Annotated in this window: 21 protein-coding genes; 10 read left to right on the forward strand and 11 right to left on the reverse strand. The window is 69.5% G+C overall.

Features of this window, described 5'->3' with window-relative positions:
• Positions 1 to 72: 72 nt before the first annotated feature.
• From yidC to rpmH, 4 genes are all read right to left on the reverse strand, one after another.
• Positions 73 to 1,755 (reverse strand): membrane protein insertase YidC, encoded by a 1,683-nt coding sequence (gene yidC, locus CCO03_RS00190; RefSeq protein WP_087275646.1) that lies wholly within the window; start codon positions 1,753 to 1,755, stop codon positions 73 to 75.
• Positions 1,752 to 2,021, reverse strand: coding sequence for a membrane protein insertion efficiency factor YidD (yidD, locus tag CCO03_RS00195; protein WP_087275649.1), 270 nt, complete (start codon positions 2,019 to 2,021; stop codon positions 1,752 to 1,754). The genes yidC and yidD overlap by 4 nt, the downstream gene beginning before the upstream one ends.
• A complete protein-coding gene (locus tag CCO03_RS00200; RefSeq protein WP_087275653.1) occupies positions 2,018 to 2,446 on the reverse strand; it encodes a ribonuclease P protein component in 429 nt (142 codons plus the stop codon). Before CCO03_RS00200 ends, yidD begins: the two co-directional genes overlap by 4 nt.
• 67 nt (positions 2,447 to 2,513) lie before the next feature.
• Positions 2,514 to 2,648, reverse strand: coding sequence for a 50S ribosomal protein L34 (gene rpmH / locus CCO03_RS00205; protein ID WP_005798102.1), 135 nt, complete (start codon positions 2,646 to 2,648; stop codon positions 2,514 to 2,516).
• A 669-nt stretch (positions 2,649 to 3,317) separates the two neighbouring features.
• On the opposite strand from rpmH, the gene CCO03_RS00210 reads away from it, so the two are divergent.
• Positions 3,318 to 4,295 carry a Bug family tripartite tricarboxylate transporter substrate binding protein gene (locus CCO03_RS00210; protein WP_087275656.1) on the forward strand — a complete coding sequence of 326 codons (978 nt, stop codon included), beginning with the start codon at positions 3,318 to 3,320 and terminating at the stop codon, positions 4,293 to 4,295.
• Between the two features lie 288 nt (positions 4,296 to 4,583).
• On the opposite strand, the gene CCO03_RS00215 is transcribed toward CCO03_RS00210, so the two are convergent.
• Positions 4,584 to 4,778, reverse strand: coding sequence for a hypothetical protein (locus CCO03_RS00215; protein ID WP_087275659.1), 195 nt, complete (start codon positions 4,776 to 4,778; stop codon positions 4,584 to 4,586).
• A 196-nt stretch (positions 4,779 to 4,974) separates the two neighbouring features.
• Positions 4,975 to 5,802, reverse strand: coding sequence for a metallophosphoesterase (locus CCO03_RS00220; RefSeq protein ID WP_087275662.1), 828 nt, complete (start codon positions 5,800 to 5,802; stop codon positions 4,975 to 4,977).
• A 457-nt stretch (positions 5,803 to 6,259) separates the two neighbouring features.
• On the opposite strand from CCO03_RS00220, the gene metX reads away from it, so the two are divergent.
• The 5 genes from metX to CCO03_RS00245 all read left to right on the forward strand — a co-directional run bounded on the left by metX (position 6,260) and on the right by CCO03_RS00245 (position 11,298).
• Positions 6,260 to 7,603 carry a homoserine O-acetyltransferase MetX gene (gene metX, locus CCO03_RS00225; protein ID WP_087275665.1) on the forward strand — a complete coding sequence of 448 codons (1,344 nt, stop codon included), beginning with the start codon at positions 6,260 to 6,262 and terminating at the stop codon, positions 7,601 to 7,603.
• Between the two features lie 8 nt (positions 7,604 to 7,611).
• Complete coding sequence (metW, locus tag CCO03_RS00230) at positions 7,612 to 8,196, forward strand: methionine biosynthesis protein MetW (protein ID WP_087275668.1); 585 nt, start codon at positions 7,612 to 7,614, stop codon at positions 8,194 to 8,196.
• 65 nt (positions 8,197 to 8,261) lie between these two features.
• Positions 8,262 to 9,140: a hydroxypyruvate isomerase family protein gene (locus CCO03_RS00235; RefSeq protein ID WP_087275672.1), complete on the forward strand. Its 879-nt coding sequence runs from the start codon at positions 8,262 to 8,264 to the stop codon at positions 9,138 to 9,140.
• A 73-nt stretch (positions 9,141 to 9,213) separates the two neighbouring features.
• The gene (locus CCO03_RS00240; protein ID WP_087275675.1) at positions 9,214 to 9,447 is read left to right on the forward strand and encodes a hypothetical protein; all 234 of its coding nucleotides are present in this window, start codon (positions 9,214 to 9,216) and stop codon (positions 9,445 to 9,447) included.
• 381 nt (positions 9,448 to 9,828) lie between these two features.
• Positions 9,829 to 11,298: a M20 family metallopeptidase gene (locus CCO03_RS00245; RefSeq protein WP_087275678.1), complete on the forward strand. Its 1,470-nt coding sequence runs from the start codon at positions 9,829 to 9,831 to the stop codon at positions 11,296 to 11,298.
• A 159-nt stretch (positions 11,299 to 11,457) separates the two neighbouring features.
• Here CCO03_RS00245 and CCO03_RS00250 read toward each other — a convergent pair whose 3' ends face one another.
• Positions 11,458 to 11,709, reverse strand: coding sequence for a hypothetical protein (locus tag CCO03_RS00250; protein WP_157667416.1), 252 nt, complete (start codon positions 11,707 to 11,709; stop codon positions 11,458 to 11,460).
• A gap of 97 nt (positions 11,710 to 11,806) precedes the next feature.
• Here CCO03_RS00250 and CCO03_RS00255 point away from each other — a divergent pair, with 97 nt between their 5' ends.
• The gene (locus CCO03_RS00255) at positions 11,807 to 12,928 is read left to right on the forward strand and encodes a 3-deoxy-7-phosphoheptulonate synthase (RefSeq protein WP_087275684.1); all 1,122 of its coding nucleotides are present in this window, start codon (positions 11,807 to 11,809) and stop codon (positions 12,926 to 12,928) included.
• A gap of 81 nt (positions 12,929 to 13,009) precedes the next feature.
• On the opposite strand, the gene CCO03_RS00260 is transcribed toward CCO03_RS00255, so the two are convergent.
• The 3 genes from CCO03_RS00260 to CCO03_RS00270 form a co-directional block, all read right to left on the reverse strand.
• A complete protein-coding gene (locus CCO03_RS00260) occupies positions 13,010 to 13,822 on the reverse strand; it encodes a TlpA disulfide reductase family protein (protein WP_087275688.1) in 813 nt (270 codons plus the stop codon).
• Positions 13,823 to 14,055: 233 nt separating this feature from the next.
• Positions 14,056 to 15,027, reverse strand: coding sequence for a Bug family tripartite tricarboxylate transporter substrate binding protein (locus CCO03_RS00265; protein WP_087275691.1), 972 nt, complete (start codon positions 15,025 to 15,027; stop codon positions 14,056 to 14,058).
• A 207-nt stretch (positions 15,028 to 15,234) separates the two neighbouring features.
• Entirely contained in the window at positions 15,235 to 21,372 is a 6,138-nt protein-coding gene (locus tag CCO03_RS00270; RefSeq protein WP_087275694.1) for an alpha-2-macroglobulin family protein, read from the reverse strand.
• A gap of 234 nt (positions 21,373 to 21,606) precedes the next feature.
• On the opposite strand from CCO03_RS00270, the gene asd reads away from it, so the two are divergent.
• Positions 21,607 to 22,455: an archaetidylserine decarboxylase gene (asd, locus tag CCO03_RS00275; RefSeq protein ID WP_087275697.1), complete on the forward strand. Its 849-nt coding sequence runs from the start codon at positions 21,607 to 21,609 to the stop codon at positions 22,453 to 22,455.
• 53 nt (positions 22,456 to 22,508) lie between these two features.
• Positions 22,509 to 22,751, forward strand: a complete 243-nt coding sequence (locus CCO03_RS00280; RefSeq protein ID WP_087275700.1) for a DUF1289 domain-containing protein — start codon at positions 22,509 to 22,511, stop codon at positions 22,749 to 22,751.
• Positions 22,752 to 23,105: 354 nt separating this feature from the next.
• Here CCO03_RS00280 and argC read toward each other — a convergent pair whose 3' ends face one another.
• Complete coding sequence (gene argC, locus CCO03_RS00285) at positions 23,106 to 24,038, reverse strand: N-acetyl-gamma-glutamyl-phosphate reductase (protein WP_087275702.1); 933 nt, start codon at positions 24,036 to 24,038, stop codon at positions 23,106 to 23,108.
• 293 nt (positions 24,039 to 24,331) lie between these two features.
• On the opposite strand from argC, the gene sucC reads away from it, so the two are divergent.
• The gene (gene sucC, locus CCO03_RS00290; RefSeq protein WP_087275705.1) at positions 24,332 to 25,492 is read left to right on the forward strand and encodes an ADP-forming succinate--CoA ligase subunit beta; all 1,161 of its coding nucleotides are present in this window, start codon (positions 24,332 to 24,334) and stop codon (positions 25,490 to 25,492) included.
• Positions 25,493 to 25,505: the final 13 nt, after the last annotated feature.

The raw sequence follows: 25,505 nt of genomic DNA on the forward strand, positions 1-25,505 counted from the left end.
AGGGCCGCCCTGAAGCGACCCTGGAGGTGGTGGCCGGGGGATGCGGGCAAACGCGGCGCATCCCCGTGTCGGTCACTTGAACTTGGGCAGGTTGAACTGCGGCGGCACCCCCATGCGCGTGTTGATCAGCCATTGCTGGGCGATGGTCAGCACGTTGTTGGTGATCCAGTACAGCACCAGGCCGGCCGGGAAGAAGTAGAACATGACCGAGAAGATCAGCGGCATGAACCACATCATCTTGGCCTGCATGGGGTCCGGCGGCACCGGGTTGAGCGCCGTCTGCATGAAGGTGGTGACCGTCATCACCAGCGGCAGGATGAAGTAGGGGTCGCGCACCGAGAGGTCGTGGATCCAGCCCACCCAGGGCGCGCCCCGCATCTCGACGCTGGACAGCAGCACCCAGTACAGCGCGAAGAACACCGGCATCTGGATCAGGATGGGCAGGCAGCCGCCCAGCGGGTTGATCTTTTCCTCGCGGTAGATCTTCATCATCTCCTGCTGCAGCTGCTGCGGCTTGTCCTTGAAGCGCTCGCGCATCTCGGTGATGCGCGGGTTCACGGCCTTCATCTTGGCCATCGAGGCGTAGGCCTTGGCGTTGAACCAGTAGAACGCGATCTTGATGACCACCACCAGCGCGATGATGGACCAGCCCCAGTTGCCGATGAAGCTGTGCAACCAGTCCAGCAGCCAGTACAGCGGCTTGGCGATCACGGTGAACATGCCGTAGTCCTTGACCAGCTCCAAGCCGGGCGCGGTCTGCTCCAGCGCCTTTTCCAACTGGGGGCTCACGACCAGGCGCGAATCCACGGCCTGGCTGGCGCCGGGCGCGATGGCGGCAAAAGGCGTCAGCGTGCCGACCGAGAACAGGTTGTCGCCGACCTTCTGCGCGTAGTTCTTGCGCTGCACGCCCTCGGCCGGCAGCCAGGCGCTGAAGAAGTAGTGCTGCACCATGGCGACGTAGCCATCGGGGGCGCTCTTCTGGTACTCGGCCTTGCCCTTGTCCAGGTCCTTGAACGAGACCTTCTGGTACTTGGCTTCCTGGCTGTAGACCACGGGGCCGGTGAAGGTCGAGTAGAACGATGACTCGCCCTCGGGCGCGTTGCCGTCGCGCACCAGCTGCTGGTATAGCTCGGGGGTCACGGGCGCGCCACCCTGGTTGAACACCTCGTGGCGCACGCCGATGATGTACGACCCGCGCTCGAAGGTGTAGGTCTTGACCAGCTTGAGGCCGTTCTCGACCGGCGACTCAAAGCGCACCACCAGGGTCTTGGCGCCGTCCGCCAGCTGACGCTCGCCCACGAAGGTCATGGGCGTCTTGTGGTTGGGGGCAGCGCCGGTCAGGCCGGTCTGCGCCACGTAAAAGCGCTGCGGACTCTGGTCCAGCAGCACCACGGGCGAGCCCTTGGAGCCTTCGGTCAGGTACTTGGAAAACGCCGTGTGCACGACGCTGCCGCCCTGGGTGTCGAAGGTCACCTGCAACACATCGGTGCCGACGGTGATCTTCTCGCGCGGCGCAGCCGGTGCGGCCTGCGCCTGCTGGGCACCCGGCACGCCCGCCGCGCCCGCTGCCGTCCCGCTGGCGGCGGGCACGGTGCCACCGGCAGCCGAGCCACCCGCAGCCGGTGCGCTGGCCGTGGGCTGGGGCTTGGGGAAAAAGGTGGCGGGCTGGCCTTGGTGGACCTGCCACTGATCCCAGAGCAGGATCAGCGAAAAGCCGAAGATCACCCACAAGATGGAGCGGCGAATATCGTTCATGAGGCTTTTTCAGAAGAAGACGACAAGCCCAGGCGGGTGAACCAGCGCGGCGCCTGCTCAGGCACCGGGTCATGGCCACCCGCACACCAGGGATGACAGCGCGCCAGGCGCGCGGCAGCGAGGTAGCTGCCCACCAGGGCACCATGCCGATCCAGGGCCCCCAGCGCATACACCGAGCACGTGGGCTCAAAGCGACAGCTGTTGCCGATCGAGGGGCTGAGCAGCAGCCGATAGGCCTTCACGCCCGCCATCAACACCCGCTTCATGCGGCCTCCGGCACGGGCGCGGGCGTCGCACCCGACACGCGCTGCAACAGCTGCGCCAGCTCCTGGCGCACCGCCAGGCGCAGGGGCTCCGACCAGGCACTCGGGAAGGCCTTGGTGCTGAAGCCCGAGCGCAGCCGCACCACGTGGGCGTGACCGTCGAACGCGGCCAGGGCCCACTCGGGACGGTGGTAGATCTGGCGCTTGATGGCGTGCCGGGTGACCGACCGCTTGGCCCAGCGCTTGGGCAGCATGGCCCCGACCCAGGCATCCGGCGTCGGAAACAGCAAAGCCGCCGGACCGGGTTCCAGCGCCTCGGTCGAGGCGGAACCCAGCGTCAGGCGGTGCAAGACGAAATGCGGTGTCCGCGCGACCACCTGACCAGCCAGAACGGCCTGGAACTGGGCGCGCGTTTTCAGGCGACGCATGGTGTGGATGGCGTTCGCCCAGACAGGCAGATCGGACAAGAACAGGCTGCGGACAGCAGCCCGGCCATCAGACGGCCAGGCGCTTGCGGCCCTTGGCGCGACGTGCGTTGATCACGGCGCGGCCACCGCGCGTCTTCATGCGCACGAGGAAGCCATGGGTACGGGCGCGGCGGGTCTTGGAGGGTTGGTAAGTGCGTTTCATGATGGAAAAAAAGGGATCGCCAGGGCGAAACAAGCGACATGCAGGGCCTCAAAGCCTTGAGCCACCTGCAATCGGAAATCTCGGTGCCTGCGGCGCCGGGGCTGCGTGTCACGCGGCCCACTCGCCTGCTGTCCAGCCTCTGCCCGGTGCCGACCCCGCCCTGTCAAACCCCACTGAAATGGGGCGCCAAGCCGTGCCTGCGCCGTGCAGCATGCCCAATGCGCACGAGAAGAACCCGCGATTATCGCTTGAAATTGCAGAACTTGCCAAATCCGGCCCCGGCGCGGGCTGACGCAGCCCTGCCAACCATGGGCCTGTGGTGTCGGAAAAGGCGCCCCTGCTGGCTCATTTTGGGGCCGTTAGCACCCGCCAAAGCAGGGCTGCCAATGGCTGCCCAAAAGGCCTGACACGTGAGCAGCCGTCGCGTGTTCGCGTGTTCGCGTGTTCGCGTGTTCGCGTGTTCGCGTGTTCGCGTGTTCGCCAGGTCAGGCTCATCGGCGCGCTACGGCATGGGTGTCACCCAGGCAACCCCCTGTATCCGGATTCGGGTGTTTGTTGCAAATCGCCATGGCAACATACCCCACCCCGCTGGGTGAATGCCCCTATGGCGCGCAGGCGCCACAGTCCGTTTAATGCGGCGGGTTTCAAAAAGCACTTCAGGAGCAGTACATGAACACATCCCGCCTCAACCGCCGTCACGGCCTGCTGGCCGCCCTGGCCGGCCTCGCCCTGGTCGCCGCAGGACCGGCCGCAGCCCAGTCGGGCCAGCCGATCAAGCTCGTCGTGGGCTACGCGGCCGGCGGTCCCGTGGATGCCTCGGCGCGCCTGTTTGCCGTGGAGTGGAGCAAGGTCCTGGGCCAGACGGTGGTGGTGGAAAACCGCGTGGGCGCCGGCGGCGCCATCGGCGGCGAGTCGGTCGTCAAGGCCAGGCCCGACGGCCTGACGGTGTTCTATGGCGCCAGCCCCACCATGACCATCAGCCCGCACGTGCTGCCCAGCATGCCCTTCAAGCCGGCCACCGACCTCACGCCCGTGGCACCCGTGCTGGGCTACACCAACATGCTGGTGATCAACAAGGACCAGCCGTTCAAGACCCTGCCCGAGCTGATCGCCTACGCCAAGGCCAACCCCGGCAAGCTGTCGTACGGCTCGGCCGGCAACGGCGCCTCCAACCACCTGAGCGGTGAGCTGTTCGCCGCGCGCGCCGGCATCAAGATGACGCACGTGCCCTACAAGGGCAACGCACCGGCCATGACGGACGTGATCGGCGGCCAGATCAACATGATGTTCGACATCATCTCCACCGCCAAAACCTACGTGGACAGCGACAAGGTGCTGCCCGTGGCCGTGACCTCCAAGAAGCGCAACAAGGCCCTGCCCAACCTGCCGAGCATGGAAGAGGCCGGCGTGCCCAACTACGACGTGGGGGGCTGGTATGCCCTGTTCGTGCCCAACAAGACCGACCCGGCCCTGATCAAGCGCTACGCCGAAGCGAGCGACAAGGTCATGAACTCGCCCACCATGAAGGCCAAGCTGGCCGAGCTGGGCTACGACGAATGGCATGGCACGGCCAAGGACGTGAGCGACCGCGTCAACCGCGAGCTCAAGCTCTGGGGCGAGGTGGTCAAGGGCATCCAGATCAAGTGACGCCGGCGCCGTGCTCGTCGTGGCACGGCCTTCATTTCAATCCTTGAACAAGGGTATGCGTTGCCTTTCGATGATGTTTCATCATCAATGGCCGCACACCTATTTTTTGACTCACAGCACGAGCGGCTGCATTGAGGGCACCTCGCAGACCAACCCGCATCGGTGGCACGCCTGCGTGGCCGCGCGACAGCAGAGTCGCCGGGCAGGGGTGGCGACGCTCTGCATCGCACAACGCGGGTTACGACAGCAGCAGCGCGCGCTGCAGGCCACAGCCGACCGCGTGCGCCGCTACCACGTCTTTTTTGTTTTCGAGCCGGTCACGGCGTGATGCCTGCGGCTGGCCAGGGCAGCGACCTTGCCCGCCGCCTTTGCCTCGCGCAGGGCTTTGCGCACGCCAGGCACCTTCTGAACGGCGTCGGTCTCGATGACCTTGGCGACGGTCTCGACATGGAGGTCCTGCAAGTCAGTGAATGTCTTGATCATGGTCCTACCCCTCGCTTGATTTCCTGGGCCGTAGAGGTTCAACAGGTCGATGATTTTTTCAATTGTCAAGCGAGTATGTGTGCGTGCCCAACGCAACTTGATCGAGCGAACGGCCATACCCAGTTGGTCATGCCCGGTGCCATGCTGAAATCCATCGGCCGTTCCGGCACAGACTGATCGGCCACCGCCAGCCCTGTCACACCTCGACCACGCACACCGGGTCGAACGCCACCTGCTCGCCCTTGCTGGCATAGCCCAGCGGGTTGCAGACCACGCGACAGCGGCCGACCTGGTAGTCGTGCGCGCAGTGCACGTGGCCGTGCAGCCAGAAGTCGGTCAAGGGAAACCAGTCGTCCAGTGCGTTGCAAAAGCCGGCCGTGCCCGGGGTGATGCCAAAGCGCGGATCGGCGCTGCGCAGGCTGGGGGCGAAATGCGTGACCACCACCGTCTGGCCCGCATGCGGACGCTGCAGCGCCTGGTGCAGCCAGGCCTGGCTCTCCAGCGCCAGCTCGCGCATCTGCGGCGCCAGCAGTGGCTCGCCATGGCGGCGCGCATCGGCAAACCGCAGATAGTGCTCGGCGGCCGAAAACGCCTTGTGCCGGGCCTGCCACTGGTGCGCCTCGCCCTGTCCCGCTTCATGCAGGGCCACGGCGTCGTAGTCGCTCCACAGCGTGTCGCCCAGCAACCGCACACCGTCCAGCACCAGTTCGCTGCGGTCCAGCCAGATCAAGCCCAGCTCGTCGCACACCCGGCGCAGGCGCGCCAGGGTCTCGTCGTGGTCCAGGCCGTCGAATTCGTGGTTGCCCGGCAGGTAGGCCACCGGCGTGGGCCAGCCGGCAAACTCGGGCTTGGGCGAAAAGCGCGCCAGGCCAAACCGGGTGTCGCCCACCTCGGGCAGGCGTGAACGCGGCTGGTACGAGCCGATGTCGCCGGCCAGCACCAGCAGGTCGGCGTCCGGTGCGGGTTCGGGCTGGAAATCGAGGTTGACCTCCAGGTGCAGGTCAGACAGCAGTTGAATGCGCATGCAGGCACTCTAGCAAATGAGGCAATTTGCGCCATCGCGCGTTGTCACCTGCAGTATGCAGCCATGATCGATGCCATTTGAACGAGAAGACCGGGATACAGGCCTTCCAAATGTTCACCGAAACGGCACAACCCGCGGCCGCCCCACCCCGCAGCGCCAGCGCGGCCGGCCCTGCGTGGCATGCCGGAGGCGGTCGACACCCCCCGGCCAGCGCGTCCCAGCCGGACCGGCGGACGCGCAAAGGGCACGGTTATACTGACCCCACAGCGCCGATTTGCTCCAGCTTGCGGGCGCTATATCCAAATGCAGCTAAACAAGGACGAGCCCCCAACCGGTGCCGCCTTTTTTGGCTTCACCGGTTTTTTTGTGGTCGGCTGGCCCCCAGACCCACAACGGCACCGTTGGCGGCGCCAGGAACCGAGCAAGCGACGGAGCGCGGGGCCCAACCGCTTTTGCCATGCCCGATTTGATTGCCACGCCGCAGTTCATGCGCTTTGACCAGGCGCTGGCGTTGACCAACGGCCAGTCCCTGTCCGGCTACACGCTGGCCTACGAAACCTACGGCCAGCTCAACGCGAGCAAGAGCAACGCCGTGCTGATCTGCCACGCGCTCAACGCCTCGCACCACGTGGCCGGCGTCTACGCCGACCAGCCCAAATCCGAGGGCTGGTGGGACAACATGATCGGCCCCGGCAAGTCGGTCGACACCAACCGCTTCTTCGTCATCGGCATCAACAACCCCGGCTCGTGCTTTGGCTCCACCGGCCCGCGCGACGTCAACCCCGCCACTGGCCAGGCCTGGGGCGCCGATTTCCCCGTGCTGACGGTGGAAGACTGGGTCAACGCGCAGGCGCGTCTGCTCGACCAACTCGGCATCGCGCAGCTGGCTGCCGTCATGGGCGGCTCGCTGGGCGGCATGCAGGCGCTGAGCTGGACGCTGCAGCACCCCGACCGCGTGCGCCATGCCGTCGTCATCGCCAGCGCCCCCAACCTCTCGGCCGAGAACATCGCCTTCAACGAGGTGGCGCGCCGCGCCATCGTGACCGACCCCGACTTCCACGACGGCCACTTCTACGCCCATGGCGTGGTGCCGCGCCGCGGCCTGCGCATCGCCCGCATGATCGGCCACATCACCTACCTGAGCGATGGCGTGATGGATGAGAAGTTCGGACGGGAGCTTGTGGCCCCCACGCTCCCCGCTGCGCGTGGTTCGCTGCCCCTGAACCGGGCGTCCCCCGAGGGGGCTGGCGCCGCGCTGCCCGAGGGGGCTGATCTGACTCAGGGCGACTCAGCGCCGGCGGCCACGGCTGCTGCGCGTGACGCGCTCGCCACCGGGACGGATCCGGCCTCCGATGCCGGAGCGGCGGCCGACCCTGGCGCGGCGCTGCGGGCGCTGGTGGCGGCCAGCCCGGGCTACAAGTTCAGCACGCAGGACATCGAGTTCCAGATCGAGAGCTACCTGCGCTACCAGGGCGACAAGTTCAGCGACTACTTCGACGCCAACACCTACCTGCTGATCACGCGCGCGCTCGACTACTTCGACCCCGCGCGCGCGTTCGGCGGCAACCTCACGGCCGCGCTGGCCCGCGCGAGCTGCAAGTTCATGCTCGTGAGCTTCACCACCGACTGGCGCTTCTCGCCGCTGCGCAGCCGCGAAATCGTCAAGGCCCTGCTCGACAACCGGCGCGACGTGAGCTACGCCGAGATCGACGCGCCGCATGGCCACGACGCCTTCTTGCTCGACGACCCACGCTACCTGGACGCCGTGCGCGCCTATTTCCACCGCATCCCCACCCCGTGAGTGCCCGCATGAGTGACGCCGACCTCGTTCAATCCATCGCGCGCCTCGTGCCGGCGCGCTCCCACGTGCTCGACCTGGGCTGCGGCGACGGCGCCTTGCTCGAGCTGCTGATGCGCCAGCACCAGTGCACGGGCTATGGCATCGAGTACGACGACGCCAAGGTGCTGGCCTGCATGCAGCGCGGCGTCAACGTGCTGCAGCTGAACCTGCTGCATGGCCTGAAGACCTTCGCCGACCAGTCCTTCGACGTGGTGCTGCAGATCGACACGCTGCAGCACCTGCGCAACGCCGAAACCATGCTGCGCGAGACGGCGCGCGTGGGCCGCATCGGCGTGGTTGCCTTCCCCAACTTCGCGCACTGGCCCAACCGCCTGTCGGTGCTGCGCGGGCGCATGCCGGTGAACGCGCGCCTGCCCTACGAGTGGTACGACACGCCCAACATCCGCGTCGGCACCTTTGCCGATTTCGAGGTGCTGGCGAAGAAGAACGGCCTGCGCATCCTCGACGCCTTTGGCCTGCAGGACGGCCGCGAGGTGCGCACCTGGCCCAACGCCCTGGCGGGCACGGCCGTGTTCAAGCTGCAGCGCCATTGATGCAGTATCCAGCCATTCCCGTTATTCATTGAACGACCACTGGCTCATACTCCACATTGCTTCGCATGCCGAAATTCGCCGCCAACCTCAGCACGCTGTACCCCGAGCTGCCCTTCCTGGACCGCATCGCCGCGGCCGCGGCCGATGGCTTTGACGCCGTGGAATGCCAGCTGCCCTACGACTGGCCGGCCGAGGTCCTGGCCGAACGGCTGGCCGCCGCCGGCCTGCCGCTGGTGCTGTTCAACGCGCCGCCGGCCGGCACCGATGCGGCCAGCATCGCCCGGGCCTGGGCCGACGGCGCGCGCGGCCTGGCCGCCTTGGCCACCCCCTCGTCCGGACGCGAAGCCGAGTTTCAGGCCGGCATCGCGCTGGCCCTGCACTACGCCCAGGTGCTGCGCTGCCCGCGCATCCACGTGATGAGCGGCCTGCTGCCGAGCGACCAGCCGAACACCCCGCACGACACCTGGGTGCACAACCTGCGCTGGGCCGCCGACCGCGCCGCGCCACTGGGCATCGACCTCCTCATCGAGCCCATCAACGGCAAGCGCGACATGCCGGGCTACGCCCTGCAGCACCAGGCCAGCGCCCACGCCCTGATCGAGGCCGTGAACCGGCCCAACCTGCGCCTGCAGCTGGACCTCTACCACTGCCAGATCATGGACGGCGACCTGGCCCACCACCTGCAGCACGCCGCGGCCCGCAACCACCTGGGCCACGTGCAGATCGCCGGCGTGCCCAGCCGGCACGAGCCCGATGTCGGCGAGGTGAACTTCGCCCACCTGCTGCAGCTGCTGGACGCGCTGGGGCCCGAGGTGCGCTGGTCGGGCTACGTGGGCGCCGAATACCGCCCCGCGCGCGGCGCCGTGCCCCAGGGCACTCACGATGGCCTAGGCTGGCTGCGCGCCGCCCGCAGCGCGCCATCGGCGCCCTTGGCGGCCAGGTGACCGGCCGCTTTGGCGGCCTGCGGCCTTTGTCGCTATCAAGACCGCTTTTGAACTCACGCCAAGCGCGCTTCCCATGCGGTTCATCCCCTGCGCTGCCACCTCCCTCGTCCTCTGGGCGGCCTGTGTCAGCGCCGCCTCCGCCCAGGTCGTGAACGGGGATTTCGAAACCGGCACGCTCGCGCCCTTCCAAATCGACGACAGCGCCTGCAACACCGTCGTCAACGCCGCGGTGGTCGATTGGGGCCCAGCGGCTTCGAATTCCAGGGCAACTGCAACGACGGCTCTGGCGCGCTGGCCCAGACCGTGACCACGGTGCCCGGCGCGCAGTACACCCTCACGGCCAACGTGACGGACTGGAGCGGCAACCCCAGCAACGTCGTGCGGCTGAGCCTGGGCGATGCCGCACCGGTGACCTGCACTCACCAACACCTACACCCCGTGCACCGGCACGTTCACGGCGCCCACGAGCGCCGAGCTGCTGCGCGTGTCGTTCCAGACCGTCGACGGCTCCGGCATGGTGTCCATCGACGACATCGCCATGACCTTGCTGGCGCTTCCGCCCAGCCCGCAGGGCCGACCTCGCCGGCTTGCACGCACGGCACGCGCGGCTGCTGGCACCGCGGGGCACCGGCCCGGGCCGATCGGCGTACAGTTTTGACTTTCCGCGAACCGCCCCGAGGATGTGCCCATGAACGCCCGCCTGCCCGCCCAAGCCCTGAACACCGATGACCTGCTGACCCACGTCAGCGCCGCGTGGGACGGCGACATCGTGCAACAGCTGTCCGACTACATCGCGATTCCGGCCAAATCGCCCGCCTTCGACGCCGACTGGCAGCAGCACGGCCACCTGGACACGGTGGTGCGCAACGCCGCGCAGTGGGTGGAGGCGCAACGCGTCGAGGGCCTGACGCTGGAGGTCCTGCGCCTGGAGGGCCGCACGCCCGTGCTCTTCTTTGAAGTGCCCGCGCGCGGCCGCGCGGCCGAGGCCAGCGCGCAGACCGTGGTCATGTACGGCCACCTGGACAAGCAGCCCGAGTTCACCGGCTGGCGCAACGACCTGGGCCCGTGGACGCCGCGGTACATCGACGGCAAGCTGTACGGCCGCGGCGGCGCCGACGACGGCTATGCGGTCTACGCCAGCATCGCCGCCATCCAGGCCCTGCACGCCCAGAACGCCTCGCACCCGCGCATCGTGGGCCTGATCGAGAGCTGCGAGGAAAGCGGCTCGGCCGACCTGCTGCCCTACCTCGACGCGCTGCGCCCGCGTCTGGGTGATGTGGGCCTGGTGGTCTGCCTGGACAGCGGCGCCGGCAACTACGACCAGCTGTGGCTGACCACCAGCCTGCGCGGCATGGCCAGCGGCACGCTGAAGGTGCAGGTGCTGACCGAGGGCGTGCATTCGGGCGCGGCGTCGGGTGTGGTGGCCAGCAGCTTCCGCATCCTGCGCCACGTGCTGGACCGCCTGGAAGACAGTGCCACCGGCCGCCTGCTGCCGGGCCCGCTGCACGTCGAGATTCCGGCCGAACGCGTCGACCAGGCCCGCGCCACGGCCGAGATCCTGGGCGACGCCGTGTTCAAGAACTACCCCTGGGTGCATTACGACTGCGCCGGCGACGCGCGCGTCGCCCTGCCCATGGGCACGGACCGCACCGAACTCATCCTGAACCGCACCTGGCGGCCCACGCTCAGCGTCATCGGTGCCGACGGCTTCCCGGCCTGGAAGGATTCGGGCAACGTGCTGCGGCCCTGGACGGCCTTCAAGCTGAGCCTGCGCCTGCCGCCCACGCTGGAGGCCAGCACCGCCGTGCAGCTGGTCAAGCAGCTGCTGGAAGACAACGCACCCTACGAAGCACGCGTCACCTTCGAGCCCGACGGCTTCGCCAATGGCTGGAACGCGCCCGCCATGGCGCCCTGGTTCGTGCGGGCCATGGACGCCGCCAGCCGCGCCAGCTTTGGCGCCCCCTGCGGCTACATCGGCGAAGGCGGCACCATCCCGCTCATGAGCATGCTGACCCGGGGCTTCCCGCAGGCGCAGATGATGGTCTGCGGCGTGCTGGGCCCCAAGAGCAACGCGCACGGCCCCAACGAATTCCTGCACGTGCCCTACGCGCGCCGCCTGACGGCCGCCGTGGCCCAGGTGGTCACGGCCATGCCTTGAGCGCACGTCGCGCGTGCGGTGCGGGCCGCGCTCTGCAGCCGCCGGGCGGCATCCGCGCCACGTCGCCCGACCAACCTGGATGGCAGTACACCCCCATTACCGTTCATTTTGAATCGATAACAGGGTCATACCCCTTATCTCTGCAAGCCGTCTGCCGCGTCACCCCTCCGGCCCTCGGCCGGGGGGCGTTTCCCGCGCCGGGGCCGCGCGCCGCTTGGGCCAGCTGACGACGTCGAAGGCGCCCGCCAGGGCCACCACCGCGGCCACCAGGCCCAAGATCCAGATCCCGCTGTAGAACGCCAAGCCCAGCAGGGCCAGCGCCAGCAACCCGTACGCCGCGGCGTGCAGGTTGATGGCCACGGCGCACACCCAGTCGATCCAGTGCTTCACGCGTTCTCGCCAACGGGTCATGACGGGCCTCCTGATGACGGCCCATGGTGACACAGGCGTGGCCACACCGCGTGAAGCGCCCACCCATCTGCCACGCCAGCCCCCGATAATTCGCGCCATGACCTCCGCACACGAGCACCACACGAAGACGGCCAACGCCGAATCCCTGCACACGCTGGACCACACGCGCACCGACGGGCTGCGGGTGAGCTCGGTGCGGCCCCTCATCAGCCCTGCGCTGCTGCAGGAAAAGTGGCCCGCCAGCGAGGCCGTGCAAAGCGTGGTCGAGCGCAGCCGCAACGCCATCTCGGACGTGCTGCACGGCCGTGACGACCGGCTGGTGGTCGTGGTCGGTCCCTGCTCCATCCACGACCATGCCGAGGCCATCGCCTACGCCAACCTGCTGCGCCCCGAGATGGAACGCCACGCACGCGACCTCATCGTGGTCATGCGCGTGTACTTCGAGAAGCCGCGCACCACCGTCGGCTGGAAGGGCTACATCAACGACCCGCGCCTGGACGGCAGCTTTGCCATCAACGAAGGCGTGGAGCGCGCGCGCGAGCTGCTGCTGGACATCATCGGGCGCGAGCTGCCCGTGGCCGTCGAGTACCTGGACCTCATCAGCCCGCAGTTCATCAGCGACCTGGTGAGCTGGGGCGCCATCGGCGCGCGCACCACCGAAAGCCAGAGCCACCGCCAGCTGGCCAGTGGCTTGAGCTGCCCCGTGGGCTTCAAGAACGGCACCGACGGCGGCGTCAAGGTGGCGGCCGACGCCATCGTGGCCGCCCAGGCGCCGCACGCTTTCCTGGGCCTGACCAAGATGGGCCAGAGTGCCATCTTCGAAACGCGCGGCAACCACGACACGCACATCATCCTGCGCGGCGGCAAGGTCCCCAACTACAGCCGGGCCGACGTGGACGCCGCCTGCGCCGAGCTGAAGAAGTCGGGCCTGACCGAGCAGGTGATGATCGACTTCTCGCACGCCAACAGCAGCAAGCAGCACCTCAAGCAGATCGAGGTCGGCGCCGATGTGGCCGGTCAGATCGCCGCGGGCGACGCGCGCATCATGGGCGTGATGATCGAGAGCCACCTGAACGAAGGCCGGCAGGACATCGTGCCCGGCCAGAAGCTCAAGCCCGGTGTCTCCGTCACCGACGCCTGCATCAGCTTCGCGCAAACCGTGCCGCTGCTGACCCAGCTGGCCCAGGCTGTGCAGGCCAGGCGCAAAGCGCGCGGCTGATTCAAAAGCGCGCAGTATGATCCGGTTGAAGATGTGAATGCATCGGCAACCGCACCATACCCCATCAAAGACGTCGACGCGTCACCGCACGCCGATGGCCTGCAGGTGCTGCTGCAGCGTGGCCCGCGACAGCTCGCCCATGCGGCTGGCCTGCAAGCGGCCCTGGGCATCGAAGAACAGGGTCAGCGGCAAGCCGCCCGAGCCGTAGTGGCGGCCCACCTCGGCCTTGAGGTCCAGCACCACGTTGCGCAGGTCCAGGCCCTCGGCCTGCAGGTAGCGCGCAACCGTTGCCGGCGCCTCACCCTGGTTGAGGAAGATGAACCGCACGCCGGGCCGCTCGGCCTGCGCGCGGGCCAGCACCGGCATCTCGCGCCGGCACGGCGGGCACCAGGTGGCCCACAGGTTGATGACCGTGGGCTGGCCGGTGAGCTGCCCCAGGTCCACGCGCTCGCCCTGCATGGTCAGGCTGCTGAAGGCGGGCAGGCGCTGCACGCTGGGCGAGGCCAGCAGCAGGCCGGCCACGCCGACCACCCAGAGCGTGCTGGCCACACCCAGGCCCAGCACCACGGGCCGCCGCTTGGCGCTGGGCCTGCGCGTGACCATCACGCCGCAGAACCAGGCCGCCGCCAAACCCGGCCAGGGCGACCAGCCGCCATCGCGGATGTCGAACATGCTCCAGGGCTGCGCCAGGTAGGCCTCGCGGTGCTGCGCGACAAAGGCCAGCCGCGCCACGACCACGCCCACCAGCAATGCCCACCGCAACTCCCGCTCGACCGAGCCACCGGCGCGCCGGGCACGGCGCTCGCCCAGCCACAGGCCCAGTCCGGCCGACAGGCACAGCAGCAGGAATTGCGCGGGCAGCACCAGCGGCCCCAGGGGAATCGACCACGTCATGCGGGGATGGAGCACGCCTCGGCGCGATGAGTTCCGAAGGTCGCGCCGGCGTTGGGTGGCATGAAGCAAACGCTCAAACTCCGACGGATCGTGCCAGGGCTCGTCCCCAGGGCGCGTGGCGACCGCCTTGCGGCCAGTGCGGATGGTCAGCGTCAGCGCGCCAGGTTCAGGCGGTGGGCGGTCTGGAACCCGGCTTGGGCCGCGTCAGGCCGCCCAAGCCGTCGCGCGCCGCTTCACACCTTCTCGAGGCCGGCCTTCTCGATCACGCGCTTCCACTTCGCGTACTCGGCCTTGACGAACTCGGTGGTTTGCGCGGGCGTCCAGGGTTCGGGGTCGATGGCCGCGTTGGCCAGGATCTTCATCAGGCCGGCGTCCTGCTGCACCTGGTTGAGGGCGGCGTTCAGCGCCGTGACCCGGGCAGCGGGCGTGCCGCTGGGCACGAAGGCCGCCATCCAGCCCACCACCTCGAAGCCGGGCACGCCGGACTCGGCGATGGTCGGAATCTGCGGCAGCGAGGCGGCGCGCTTGCGCGTCGTCACGGCCAGGCCCTTGACCTTGTTGCCCTGCACCTGCGAGATGGCCGCCCCGATGTTGAGGAAGCAGAAATCCACGTGGCCGCCCATCAGCGCGCTCATGGCCTCGCTGGGGCCGGCAAAGGGGATGTGGCGGTAGGCCAGGCCGCCCGGCACCGACTGGCGCAGCAGCTCCGAGGCCATGTGGGCCGAGCTGCCGATGCTGGCCGAGGCGTAGGTCATCTCGTCCTTCATGCGCTGCGCCCGCTCGACGAAGGCCGGGAAGCTGTCCACCGGGTAGTCCTTGCGCACCACCAGCACGTTGCCGTTGTGGCCGAACAGGCCCACGGCCTGCAGGTCCTTCAGCGGGTCGTAGGGGAAGGCCTTCATCAAAAAGGGGTTGATGGCGTGCGTCACGTTCGTGCCCAGCAGCAGCGTCTGGCCATCGGGCTTGGCCTTGACGACGAAGTTGGCGCCGATGGTGGCGCCCGCGCCGGGCTTGTTCTCGACGATGAAACTCTGGCCCATGGCGCGCCCCATGTACTCGCCATAGGTGCGGCCGGTGAGGTCGGTCACCCCGCCGGCGCCAAACGGCACGATGAGGCGCACCGGGCCGGCATCGGCCCGCGCCAGTGAGGCAGACAAGGGAAGCGCTGAGGCAGCCAGGGCCTGCAGCAGGTGACGGCGTTGCATGGTGTCTCCAATCGATCGTTGTCGTGCACACCCCAACCGGATGCGGCCCAACCGGGTGCGGCACGCGATGATGGAACCGCGGACGCAACGCGGCCGTCGCCTCACCGACAGCGCGAGGCGACGGCCCAGTCATGCCCAATAGGCAGTATCAGCCCATTCCCGTTTTCTCAAAGACGGCCATGAACCGATACTGCCTATCACCTCATCTCAAGGCACCACCGTGATGCTTGCCGCCGGGGCTTCGCCGAACACCTCGGGCGCGTACAGCGCCTCGACGCGCGTGGGCGGCAGCTCGAACCGCCCGGCGTTGTTCAGGCGCACGGTGTACTCGAGCGGCCAGTGGCCTTCGCCGACCCAACGGTAGTAGGCGCGGTAGCTGTCGGCGGCGTGCTCTTCAAAGCTGGGGCGGGCGCGCCAATCCCACGGCCGGCGCGCATCGCGGCCGTCGGTCGTGGCCAGGGCGCTGTCTCGGCCCAGACCGCGGTTCAGCGGCGTGGCGCCCGAGGGCAGGGCATCGCGCACCACGACCCAGGTCTGCGGCGCGTTGGATGTGACGGTGAGGCGCACGCGGTAGACGTCACCGACCGACCACTGGCCGGGCGTGCGCTGCTGCACCGGCAGCACCTCGCGCGTCACGCCCAGGCCATGGGCCGCCGGCGCCGTCAACCGCACGGCGGCCAGCGTGGCGACCGTGGCCCAGGGCTGGCCGCTGCCCTGCTGCTGCAGGCCCAGCGTGGCGGTGCCTCCCTGCTGCGGCCAGGGCAGCAGCTGCGTGGGCGCCTGCTGGGCCGCCCAGTCGGCACGGCGCTGCTGCGCCCCCAGGGTGAGCACGCTGGTGCCGCTCACGGGCCCGGCCTCGCGCTGCTGGGCAAAGCGGTTCAGCGCCACGGACGCCCAGGCATTGGCGCTGGTGGAGTACCAGCGCCCCTGCGACTGGCGCGCGACCAGGCCCTGGACGATGCGCGGCACATCGGACTGCCACTGCGCATCGCCACCGCTGAGCTGCTGCGCCAGCAGGGCCATGCGCGCCGTGGTGCCGTCGCCGCTCCACATGAACCACCACCATTGCGTGGCGACCTCGTCGCGCCAGCGCAGCACGCTGCCCTGCACGTCGAAGCGGCTGCGCAGCTGGTCGCTGACGGCCCGCGGATCGCCGGCCGGCCCCGCGGGGCGCTGCGCCGCCGGCAAGGCCGCCAGCGTGCGCGCCCAGTCGATCAGCGATTGCGCGGGCAAGGCGCTCAGGTCCTCGGGCACCTCACGCAGGGACACGGTCTGGCCGTGCTCGGCCAGCGTGGCTTGCGCCGCCAGCTGGCGCGAGCGGCGGTCCTCGCGCGGCGACCAGTCCTGCGGGGCGATGTGCCCGGCCAGCAGCTGCTGCACGGCCTGCAGCATGTGGGTCCGGGCATCGGCGGGCAGGGCCCAGCCCGTGGCGTGCGACAGGTCCAGCAGCTGCAGGGTCAGCATCTCGCTGCCGCTCAGGCTGGGCTCGGGGAAGAAGCGCGCCAGGCCTTGCGCATCGAGGTACTTGGGCAACTGCGCCATCAGGCGGTCCCACGCGGCGCGGTCGTCCAGCACCACGGCGCGCGAGCTCTGCTGCTCCAGGCAGGTGTAGGGGTAGTCGCGCATCCAGCGCCGCGTTTCCTGCAGCACCGAATCCACCAGGCTGGCCGACAGGCTGACGCGCACGCCGCCCACTTGGGGCAAGGCGCCCGTGGGCTGGGCCACCGCCAGCGTGCCCGGCTGCGCGCCCAGCTGCAGCAGCGTGGCGGCGCGCACCGTGGGCTCGACGGCGGGCTTGACCCGTTGAGTCAGCTTGAGGGTATCGCGCTCCACCGTTTTGCCTGCTTTGCCTGTGGCCGTGAACTGCCAATCGAGCTGCGACACCCCGTCGGGCACGCGCAGGCGCCACAGCACGGTTTGCGTGGCACCGGGCGCCAGCGAGAGCTGCCGCGTCAGGCTCAGGCCCCGCTCCTGCTCGGCCGCGGCATCCAGCGCACGCAGCGCGGGCGCGTCGTCGCGGCCGACGCGCGTGGCCTGCGCGCCCAGCTGCACCGCCAGCGCCTGTCGGCCGGTGTTGCGCACGGTGAGCTTTTGCACCAGCTCGTCGCCCGAGCGCACCAGCGCCGGCAAGCCCGACAGGAGCTGCAGCGGCTGCGTGGTGACGAAATGGGCCTGGCCTTCGCCAAAGCGGTCAGCCCCCTGCGTGGCCAGCGCCACGACGCGAAACCGCGTCAGGCTGTCGTTCACCGGCACGCTGACCTGGGCCCGGCCCTGGGCGTCGGTCTGCACCTGGGTCTGCCACAGCAGCAAGGACGAAAACTCGCTGCGCGGGGGCGCGGCGGCGTCGGCCGGGGCGGCGGCCTGCCCTTCATCGAGCCGGCCGTAGAGGGTGACGGATGACGGTGCCGGCGCGGCAGCCGGCGCCATGACCTTGTTCGCCAGCGCCATGCGGCCACCCGCAGGGCGCTCGTCAGGCGCAATCCAGTCGGGGGCCAGCGGCGCCACGGGCTGCACCGCGACGCCGGGCAGCACGCTGCGCACCCCCACCTGGTTGGGCCTGGCCCGCCACATGGCCTCGCTCAGCGCCCAGGTGGTGTTGGGCTGCAGGGCCAACAAGGCTTCGTCCACCACGGCGAGCGTGAGTCGCGCGTGCGCAGCGGGCTCGCCCTGGGCATCGCGCACCTGCACGGCCACCGGCAAGGCGCTGCCTGGCCGCACCTCGTCCTGCAGCGGCTTCACCTCGGTCTGCAGCGCAAAGCTGGCGGGCGACACGCTGAGTTCGGCCTGCTGCTGCTCGTACAGGCCGACCGCGTCCGACGCCCGGGGTGTGGTGTGGCCGCGCAAGGCGCTCGTCTGGGGGAAGGCATTGTCGTCTTCGTCCACGTCAGGCGCCCGGCGGTGGGCGGTTGCCGGCTCCTGCCAGGGGTAGACGTATTGCGCACGCAGGTGCACGTTGGGGGCGTCGTGCGCGGCCAGCGGCACCTCGATGCGCTGCTCGGGCTGCTGCAGGGCGATGACGCGGTGGCTGCGCACGCCTTCGCGCTCCAGGGTCAGCAGCAGGCTGGCCGGCAAGCGCCGCGCCCGCGTTTGCACCTGCGCCACCTCGCCAGCGGTGAAGGCGGTGCCGTTCAGCACGGTGAGTTCGTCCTCGGACTGGCGCCTGGCCACCTGCCAGCCGTTCACGGCCAGGGCCGTCTGCACCGTGGGCGTGGCCGCCAGCTGCGCCTGCACCAGCCACAGCGTGCCCATGTCGCCATAGCCCTTGGGCCGCAGGTCCTGGGGCCAGGGGCATTCCCAGCGGCCGCGGGCATCGGTCACGGCGTCGCACAGCGGGCGCTGAGGGGCCTGGGCTTCCCAGTAGCCGCCACCGCCGCCCGGGGCGTTCACGTGCCGACTGCGGGCTTCGCTCACCTGCAGGCGCACGCGCTGCTCGGGCAAGGGCTGCCCATCGGCGCCGACGAGCACGCCGGCCACGCGGGTCGGGGCCGTGGCCGTGGCGGCCTGCAGCGTCAGGCCCAGGCGCTGCCCCGTCGGCCAGACCGTGGCGTGGCTGGCCACGGTCTGGGTTTCGCCATTGGGATCGGCGAACTGCATCTCGCTGTCGACGCGCCAGGGTCGGCCCAGGGTGGGCAAGGCCAGCTGCTGGGCCACGGTCCCCTGGGTGTCCAGCTTGCCGGGGGCACTGGTCAAAGCAGGCGGGGCTTGCAGGTCCTGCGCCCGCGTGGGCGTGAAGAAGGTGTAGCCGTCCACGGGCGCCATGACGTGGGGCGACCAGCGGTGCTGCCACTGCACGGGTTCGCCCTCGGCGCTGCCTCCCGAGAAAAAGCGCAGCCGGCCGGCCAGACCCAACTGCCGACTGCCTGGCGTGGCCGTGCTGCTCAGGCCGGCATCGAACACGGGGCGGCGGAACTCCTCGACCCGGAAGCTGGCCTGCGCCAGCGTCACATCGCCGTCCACGCGTTGCGCCTCGAGGCGAAACCGCCCCAGCTTGACGTTGGCCGGCACCGCCCACTGCAGCGACACCTGGCCCTGCGCATCCAGCTCGCCCGACAAGGGCCCCAGCTGCTCGCCCGATTCATGGACGATGTGGACGCGCACCGCCTGCCGCTCGGGCAGTGCCCACCCCTCGGCCGTGGGTTGGCGCGCCACCAGCTGCAGGTGCAGGGTGTCGCCCGGCTGCAGCAGGCTGCGGTCCAGCACCAGGTGGCTGTGCCAGCCCGAGCGCGAGGGTGCGTAGCTGTGGCGGCCGGTGGGCAGCGTGCTGAACAGGCGGTCGTCCCCGGCTTCGACGCGCACCCAGCGCTCGTCCGCGGGCAGCAGCCGCTCCACGCCCCGGCTGCGGGGCTGGCTGCAGCCGCTCTCCCGGGTGCCGGCCACCCCCGCACCCGTGGGCAGCTGGGCCACGCCCTGGGCATCGGTCTCGCCCTGCCAGATGGGCTGCAGCCGGCAGTCGTACAGCCAGACGCGTGCGCCGGCCATGGGTTTGCCGGCATCGATGGCCGTCACCCACAGCAGCGAGGGGCCCGCGGCCGCCAGGTTGGCGGTCACGGCCAGGTTGCTCAGCTGGGCCACGCCCCAGCGCTCACCCGGATGGGCCGGCAGCGGCTCGCGCGGGGCCAGGCCCGGCTTGACGGGCGGGCGCGCGCCGGCCGACATGCCGGCCGCGCGCAGCGTCTCTGGCGCGGGCGCTTGTGCCTGCTCCTCCAGTGCGCGCTGCTGCACCAGGTGCGCGTCGTAGGCGGTGCTGCGCACCCGCGCCACATGCAGGCCCGCGCCTTGCAGCGGCAGGCCGTTGAGCTGAATCTGCGCACCGCGCGGCTGCAGGCTGAGCTCGCGCGGGGCCGGCCAATGCGCCGCCAGCTCGTCCCAATCGGCCGCGTTCAGCCGATCCGGCGCCTGCGTGGCCGACACCAGCACGGCCGCCGCGCGCCGCTGCGCCAGCGTGTCCAGCTGGGTGATGCGCCACTGCGTGGCGGCAAGCTGAGGCTCGAGACCGCGCGTGGCAAACAACAGGCGCCGCAGGCTGTCTGGCGCCTGCAGGGGCAGGAGGGCGCCCGTGTTCGGCACTGCCCCCAGGTAGGGCGGGGGCGGCTGCAGCACGAAGGTGGTGCCCAGCGCGGCGGGGTTGGCCAGCAGGCGGCCCTGCACGTCACGCAGGCTACCGCCCGTGAGGCGAACCTCCTGCGGGGCCGGGGTGCGCGGGTCCACGCGCCAGGTCAGGCCGCGCACCGTTTGGCGCCGGTCATCGGCGTAGACCAGCGTGGGCGCCAGGCTTTGCGGGCCCACCCGCAGCCGCGGCCATTCGATGGCCGGCTGGCCGGTCCCTGCGGCCACCGGCACGGGCGAGGACAGGTTCAGCGCAATGGGCAGGCGGGTGTCGCAGCGCAGGCGCTCGTCGGCGCGGGCGCTGGCACGGCCCTGCGGGCCGGTGGGGCGCGGCAGCGGCCAGGGGTGGGCGCGCTCCTGCTCGCAGGCCAGGGTGGCGACGAAGGGCTCGCGGGTTTGAAACACGAAGCGCTCGCGGCCTTCGGCGTCTCCGGCGACCAGGGCCCGGTTCAGCGCGTTCTCGGTGTCGTTCTGGCGGCGCAGGCGCACCTGCGCCCCATCGGGCAGGGGCTGGGCACAGCGCAGGGCCAGGGCCCATGGGCGGTCGCCGTTCAGTTGCCGGCCGTGCATCTCGCGCACGCGGGCCTCGCTGACCACCTCGGTCGGCTGGGTGCGCAGCCAGCGCCTCAGGTCCACCGGCGCGCCCCGCGGCAGCTCGGCCAGGGCCTGCTGACCGGCGGCGTCGAGCACATCGCACACAAAGGGGTTGCGCGCCAGTCCAGCCCGCCCGCCCGCAGGATCGGGGTGTTGCAACAGCGCGGTGTAGCTGGCCTGGGCCTGCTCGGTCTGCAGCAGCTGCAGCTGGTGGTAGCCGACGGGCAGGATGCGAAAGCGCGTGCGCGCGGGCCCGCTCACGGCCTCGCCGGCGCTGTTGCGCAGGCGGCTGTCGCGCAGCACCTCGCACTGCGTGCCGGCGGGCAGGGCCGCCGAGAATTCGAAGGCCCAGTCGCGCTCGTTCACCCAACGCCCCTGGCCGGCCGGCAGCCGTGTGGCGGCGTTGGGGTGCGCGCAGCGCACCTCGGCCGGCGCGGCGGCATCGCTGCGCCCCAGGGCCGTCATGGGCGTGTCGAACCGCAGGCTGACCTGGCGCAGGGACCGTACATCGGCCTGCGGCGTGACGGTGACGCTGGCGGCCTGCGCCGACAGGCTGGCCACCGCGGCCAGCGCGAGCACCGCCCAGCGGACTGTCGGCGGCCTGGGCGCGCAAGACGGGGACAAAGCGTTCAGGGGATGGGGCATGGGCGAGCTCGGTGGCGTGAGGGGACGGGACAGGCCGCTGCGGCGCTCCCATTGTGCGGGGGCAGGATGCGGGCGCTGTGACCGGCTGTGCCTGGCGTGAACGACGCAGACCGGCCAATGGGGTTAAAACGGCAGCACCGCCCTGTCGCGGCCACCGGCCCCCGTGACCGGCTGCAAGGCACAATCCCCGTCACCCACCCCAGGGCTGTCCCGCCAGCCCGCGCAGAAAGACCCATGAACGATCGCCTGGCCGTCGCGCCCCAATACCTGCTGCCCAAGCGCCTGGTCACGGAAGTGGCCGGCCGCTTCGCAGGCGCACCCAGGGGCGAGTTGACGCTCAGCGCCATCCGCCGCTTCATCGCCCGCTACCGCGTGGACATGAGCGAGGCCGTCAACCCCGACCCGGCCAGCTACGCCACCTTCAACGACTTCTTCACGCGCGCGCTGAAGGACGACGCACGGCCGCTGGCCGATGCCGACTTCCTGTCCCCCGTCGATGGCGCCATCAGCCAGTTCGGCCCCATCGCGCGCGGCCAGCTGTTCCAGGCCAAGGGCCACACCTACAGCGCCCAGGCCCTGCTGGCGGGCTCAGCGGCCGAAGCCGCCGATTACGAGCATGGCGCGTTTGCCACGCTGTACCTGAGCCCGCGCGACTACCACCGCATCCACATGCCGTGCGCGGGCGAGCTCCAGGCCATGGTCTACGTGCCGGGCGAGCTGTTCTCGGTCAACCCGACCACGGCGCGCGGCGTGCCGGGCCTGTTTGCGCGCAACGAGCGCGTGGTCTGCCACTTCGACACCGTGCGCGGTCCCATGGCCCTGGTGCTGGTGGGGGCCACCATCGTCGGCAGCATGGCCACGGTCTGGCACGGCGTGGTGAACCCGCCGCGGCTGTCCAAGGTGACGCGCTGGGACTACGAGCCGGGTGCGGTGCGCCTGGCCAAGGGCGCCGAGATGGGCCGCTTCCTGCTGGGCTCCACGGTGGTGCTGCTGTGGCCGGCGAACACCATCCGCTTCAACCCGGCCTGGCAGCCCGGCGACGCGATCCGCATGGGCCAGGCCATGGGCGTGGCCATCGACTGACTCACTGCTTTGGCAGTATCACCGCATTACCGTTCCACATTGAACGGAAAACCATGGATACCCCCATCAACACTGCCCAACACCTGTTCGACCGCCACGCCGATGAACTGCTGTGGGTCGACGGCCCGCCCTCGCCCTGCCTGTCCATCTGCCAGATGAAGCTGTCGCTGGGCCGCTGCGTGGGCTGCTACCGCACGCTGGACGAAATCGCGCAATGGGCGGACATGAGCGAGGCCGACAAGCGCCGCACCTGGGACGCCCTGCTGGCGCGCGCCCGGCCCGATCTGCCGGCGTAGCCGGCCGCAACATGACGGGCCCAGGCTCGTCAACCCGGCCCTCTGAGCCGCGAGCTCAACATCGCGCTGGCCAACGCGCTGGCGTCGACGGCTGGCGCTGGTTCCAGCAGGCATCCAGCGCCAGCCGGGCGGCCCGGGCCCGCCTGACAGCGGGCCCACGGCCTGACGCCACGGCGGTCGCGCCCGCAGCCTGATTCTGACCAGGGCACCGACCCAACCCCTGCGTCGCAGTCTCAGGCCATCTTCAGCTTATAAAAAGGAGTATGGGGTGATTGCCGTTATTGCTCGAACGGCAATCACCCCATACTCCTCATTTCTCAACGTCGAGCGCCTGCTTTGCAGGCGCCCCCGGGTTCACAGCCCCAGCATCAGCTTGAGGTTCTGCACCGCGGCGCCGCTGGCGCCCTTGCCCAGGTTGTCCAGGCGCGCCACCAGCACGGCCTGCCGCGTGGCTTCGTTGCCGAACACGCGCAGCTCCAGCTCGTTGGTGCCCGCCAGGGTGTCGGCGGCCAGTTTCAGGTCGTCCGTGGGCGGCAGCACCTTGACCCACTGCTCGGGCGTGTTGGTCTGGGCGTAGTGGCTGGCGAGTGCGTCGTGCAGGTCGGCCAGCTTGGGGCGGGTCGGCAGCTCGTCCAGGTGCAGCGGCAGGTGCACCAGCATGCCCTGGCGAAAGTTGCCCACGGCGGGCACGAAGAGCGGGCGACGCGAGAGGCCGCTGTATTTCAGGATTTCGGGGATGTGCTTGTGCGACAGGCCCAGCGCGTAGTCCTCATGCGGGGCGGCCTGACCGCTTTCGTAGGCCTCGATCATGGTGCGGCCCCCGCCCGAATAGCCCGACACCGAAGGCAGCGCCAGCGGCATGTCGGGGGTGAGGTGGCCGGCGTCCATCAGCGGGCGCAGCAGCGCGATGGCGCCCGTGGCGTAGCAGCCAGGGTTGGACACGCGCGTGGCGGCCTGCACGGCCGCGAGCTGGCCCGCGGCCAGTTCGGGGAAGCCGTAGACCCAGCCATCGGCCACGCGGTGGGCGGTGCTGGCGTCGATGACCTTGATGGCGCGGCCGGTTTCGGCGGTGATGGCATCGACCAGCGCCGTGGTGTCACGGGCCGCGTCATCGTGCAGGCACAGGATCACCAGATCGACGCCGGCGATCAGGCGCTTCTTGGCCTCGGGGTCCTTGCGCTGTGCCGGGTCGATGCTCACCAGCTCGATGCCGGCCATGTCGGTCAGCTGCTCGCGAATCTGCAGGCCAGTGGTGCCTGCTTCGCCATCGATGAAAACCTTGGCCATGGGGGGTGTCCTGTTGAGGTTGCGGGACCGACGTGCACGGGTTTACGCCAAGTCGGCCGGGCTCGCATGATACATTTCGCCAATTTTGTCAGGGTCTCCCTGTGCACAATGCCATGCCGCCGTCGGGCTGGGAAACCTCTGCGTCCCTGTGAGCGCTGCGGGCTTTTTGCGGATTCGGGTGAGCCGTCACATGCGTGGCGCCCCCACCCGTTCTGCAAGGCTCGCGCGCGGCTTGCTGCATGCACGGGCGACTCGGCGGGCGGTTTGTCTTCTCCCCCTTTGAGAGCATTCTCATGAAAATTCACGAGTACCAAGGCAAGGAAATCTTGCGTCAATTTGGTGTGCCCGTTCCGCGCGGCATCCCCGCGTTCAATGTGCAGGAAGCGGTCGAAGCCGCTCAGAAGCTTGGCGGCCCGGTGTGGGTGGTCAAGGCCCAGATTCATGCCGGCGGCCGCGGCAAGGGCGGTGGCGTCAAGGTGGCCAAGTCGATCGACGACGTGAAGTCGCTGTCCGAGCAAATCCTCGGCATGCAGCTGATCACCCACCAGACCGGCCCCGAAGGCCAGAAGGTGCGTCGCCTCTACATCGAAGAAGGCGCCGACATCAAGAACGAACTGTACGTGTCGCTGGTCACCGACCGCGCCACGCAGAAGGTCGCCCTGATCGCCTCGAGCGAAGGCGGCATGGACATCGAGGAAGTGGCCCACGCCACGCCCGAAAAGATCATCACCGAGATGATCGACCCGCTGACCGGCATCACCGTCGAGCAGGGCAAGAAGGTGGCGGCCGCCATCGGCCTGTCGGGCAACTCGGTGGACCAGGCCGTGGACCTGTTCGCCAAGCTCTACAAGTGCTACATGGACACCGACGCCTCGCTGGTGGAGATCAACCCGCTGAACTGCGACTCCAAGGGTGACCTGGTGGCCCTGGACGCCAAGTTCAACTTCGACGCCAACGCGCTGTTCCGCCACCCCGAAATCGTGGCCCTGCGCGACCTGGACGAAGAAGATCCGGCGGAAGTCGAGGCCTCCAAGTTCGACCTGGCCTACATCAGCCTGGACGGCAACATCGGCTGCCTGGTGAACGGCGCCGGTCTGGCCATGGCCACCATGGACACCATCAAGCTGTTCGGCGGCGAGCCGGCCAACTTCCTGGACGTGGGCGGCGGTGCCACCCCCGAGAAAGTCACCGAAGCCTTCAAGATCATGCTCAAGAACCCCAAGGTCAAGGGCATCCTGGTCAACATCTTCGGCGGCATCATGAAGTGCGACACCATCGCCACCGGCGTGATCACCGCCTGCAAGGCCGTGAACCTGCAGGTGCCGCTGGTCGTGCGCATGAAGGGCACGAACGAAGAGCTGGGCAAGAAGATGCTGGCCGAATCGGGCCTGCCCATCATCAGCGCCGACACCATGGCCGAAGCGGCCACGAAGATCGTGGAAGCCGTCAAGTAAGCCCCCGGAGATC

The organism is Comamonas serinivorans, from assembly GCF_002158865.1.
GTDB classification, from domain to species: Bacteria; Pseudomonadota; Gammaproteobacteria; order Burkholderiales; family Burkholderiaceae_C; genus Comamonas_E; species Comamonas_E serinivorans.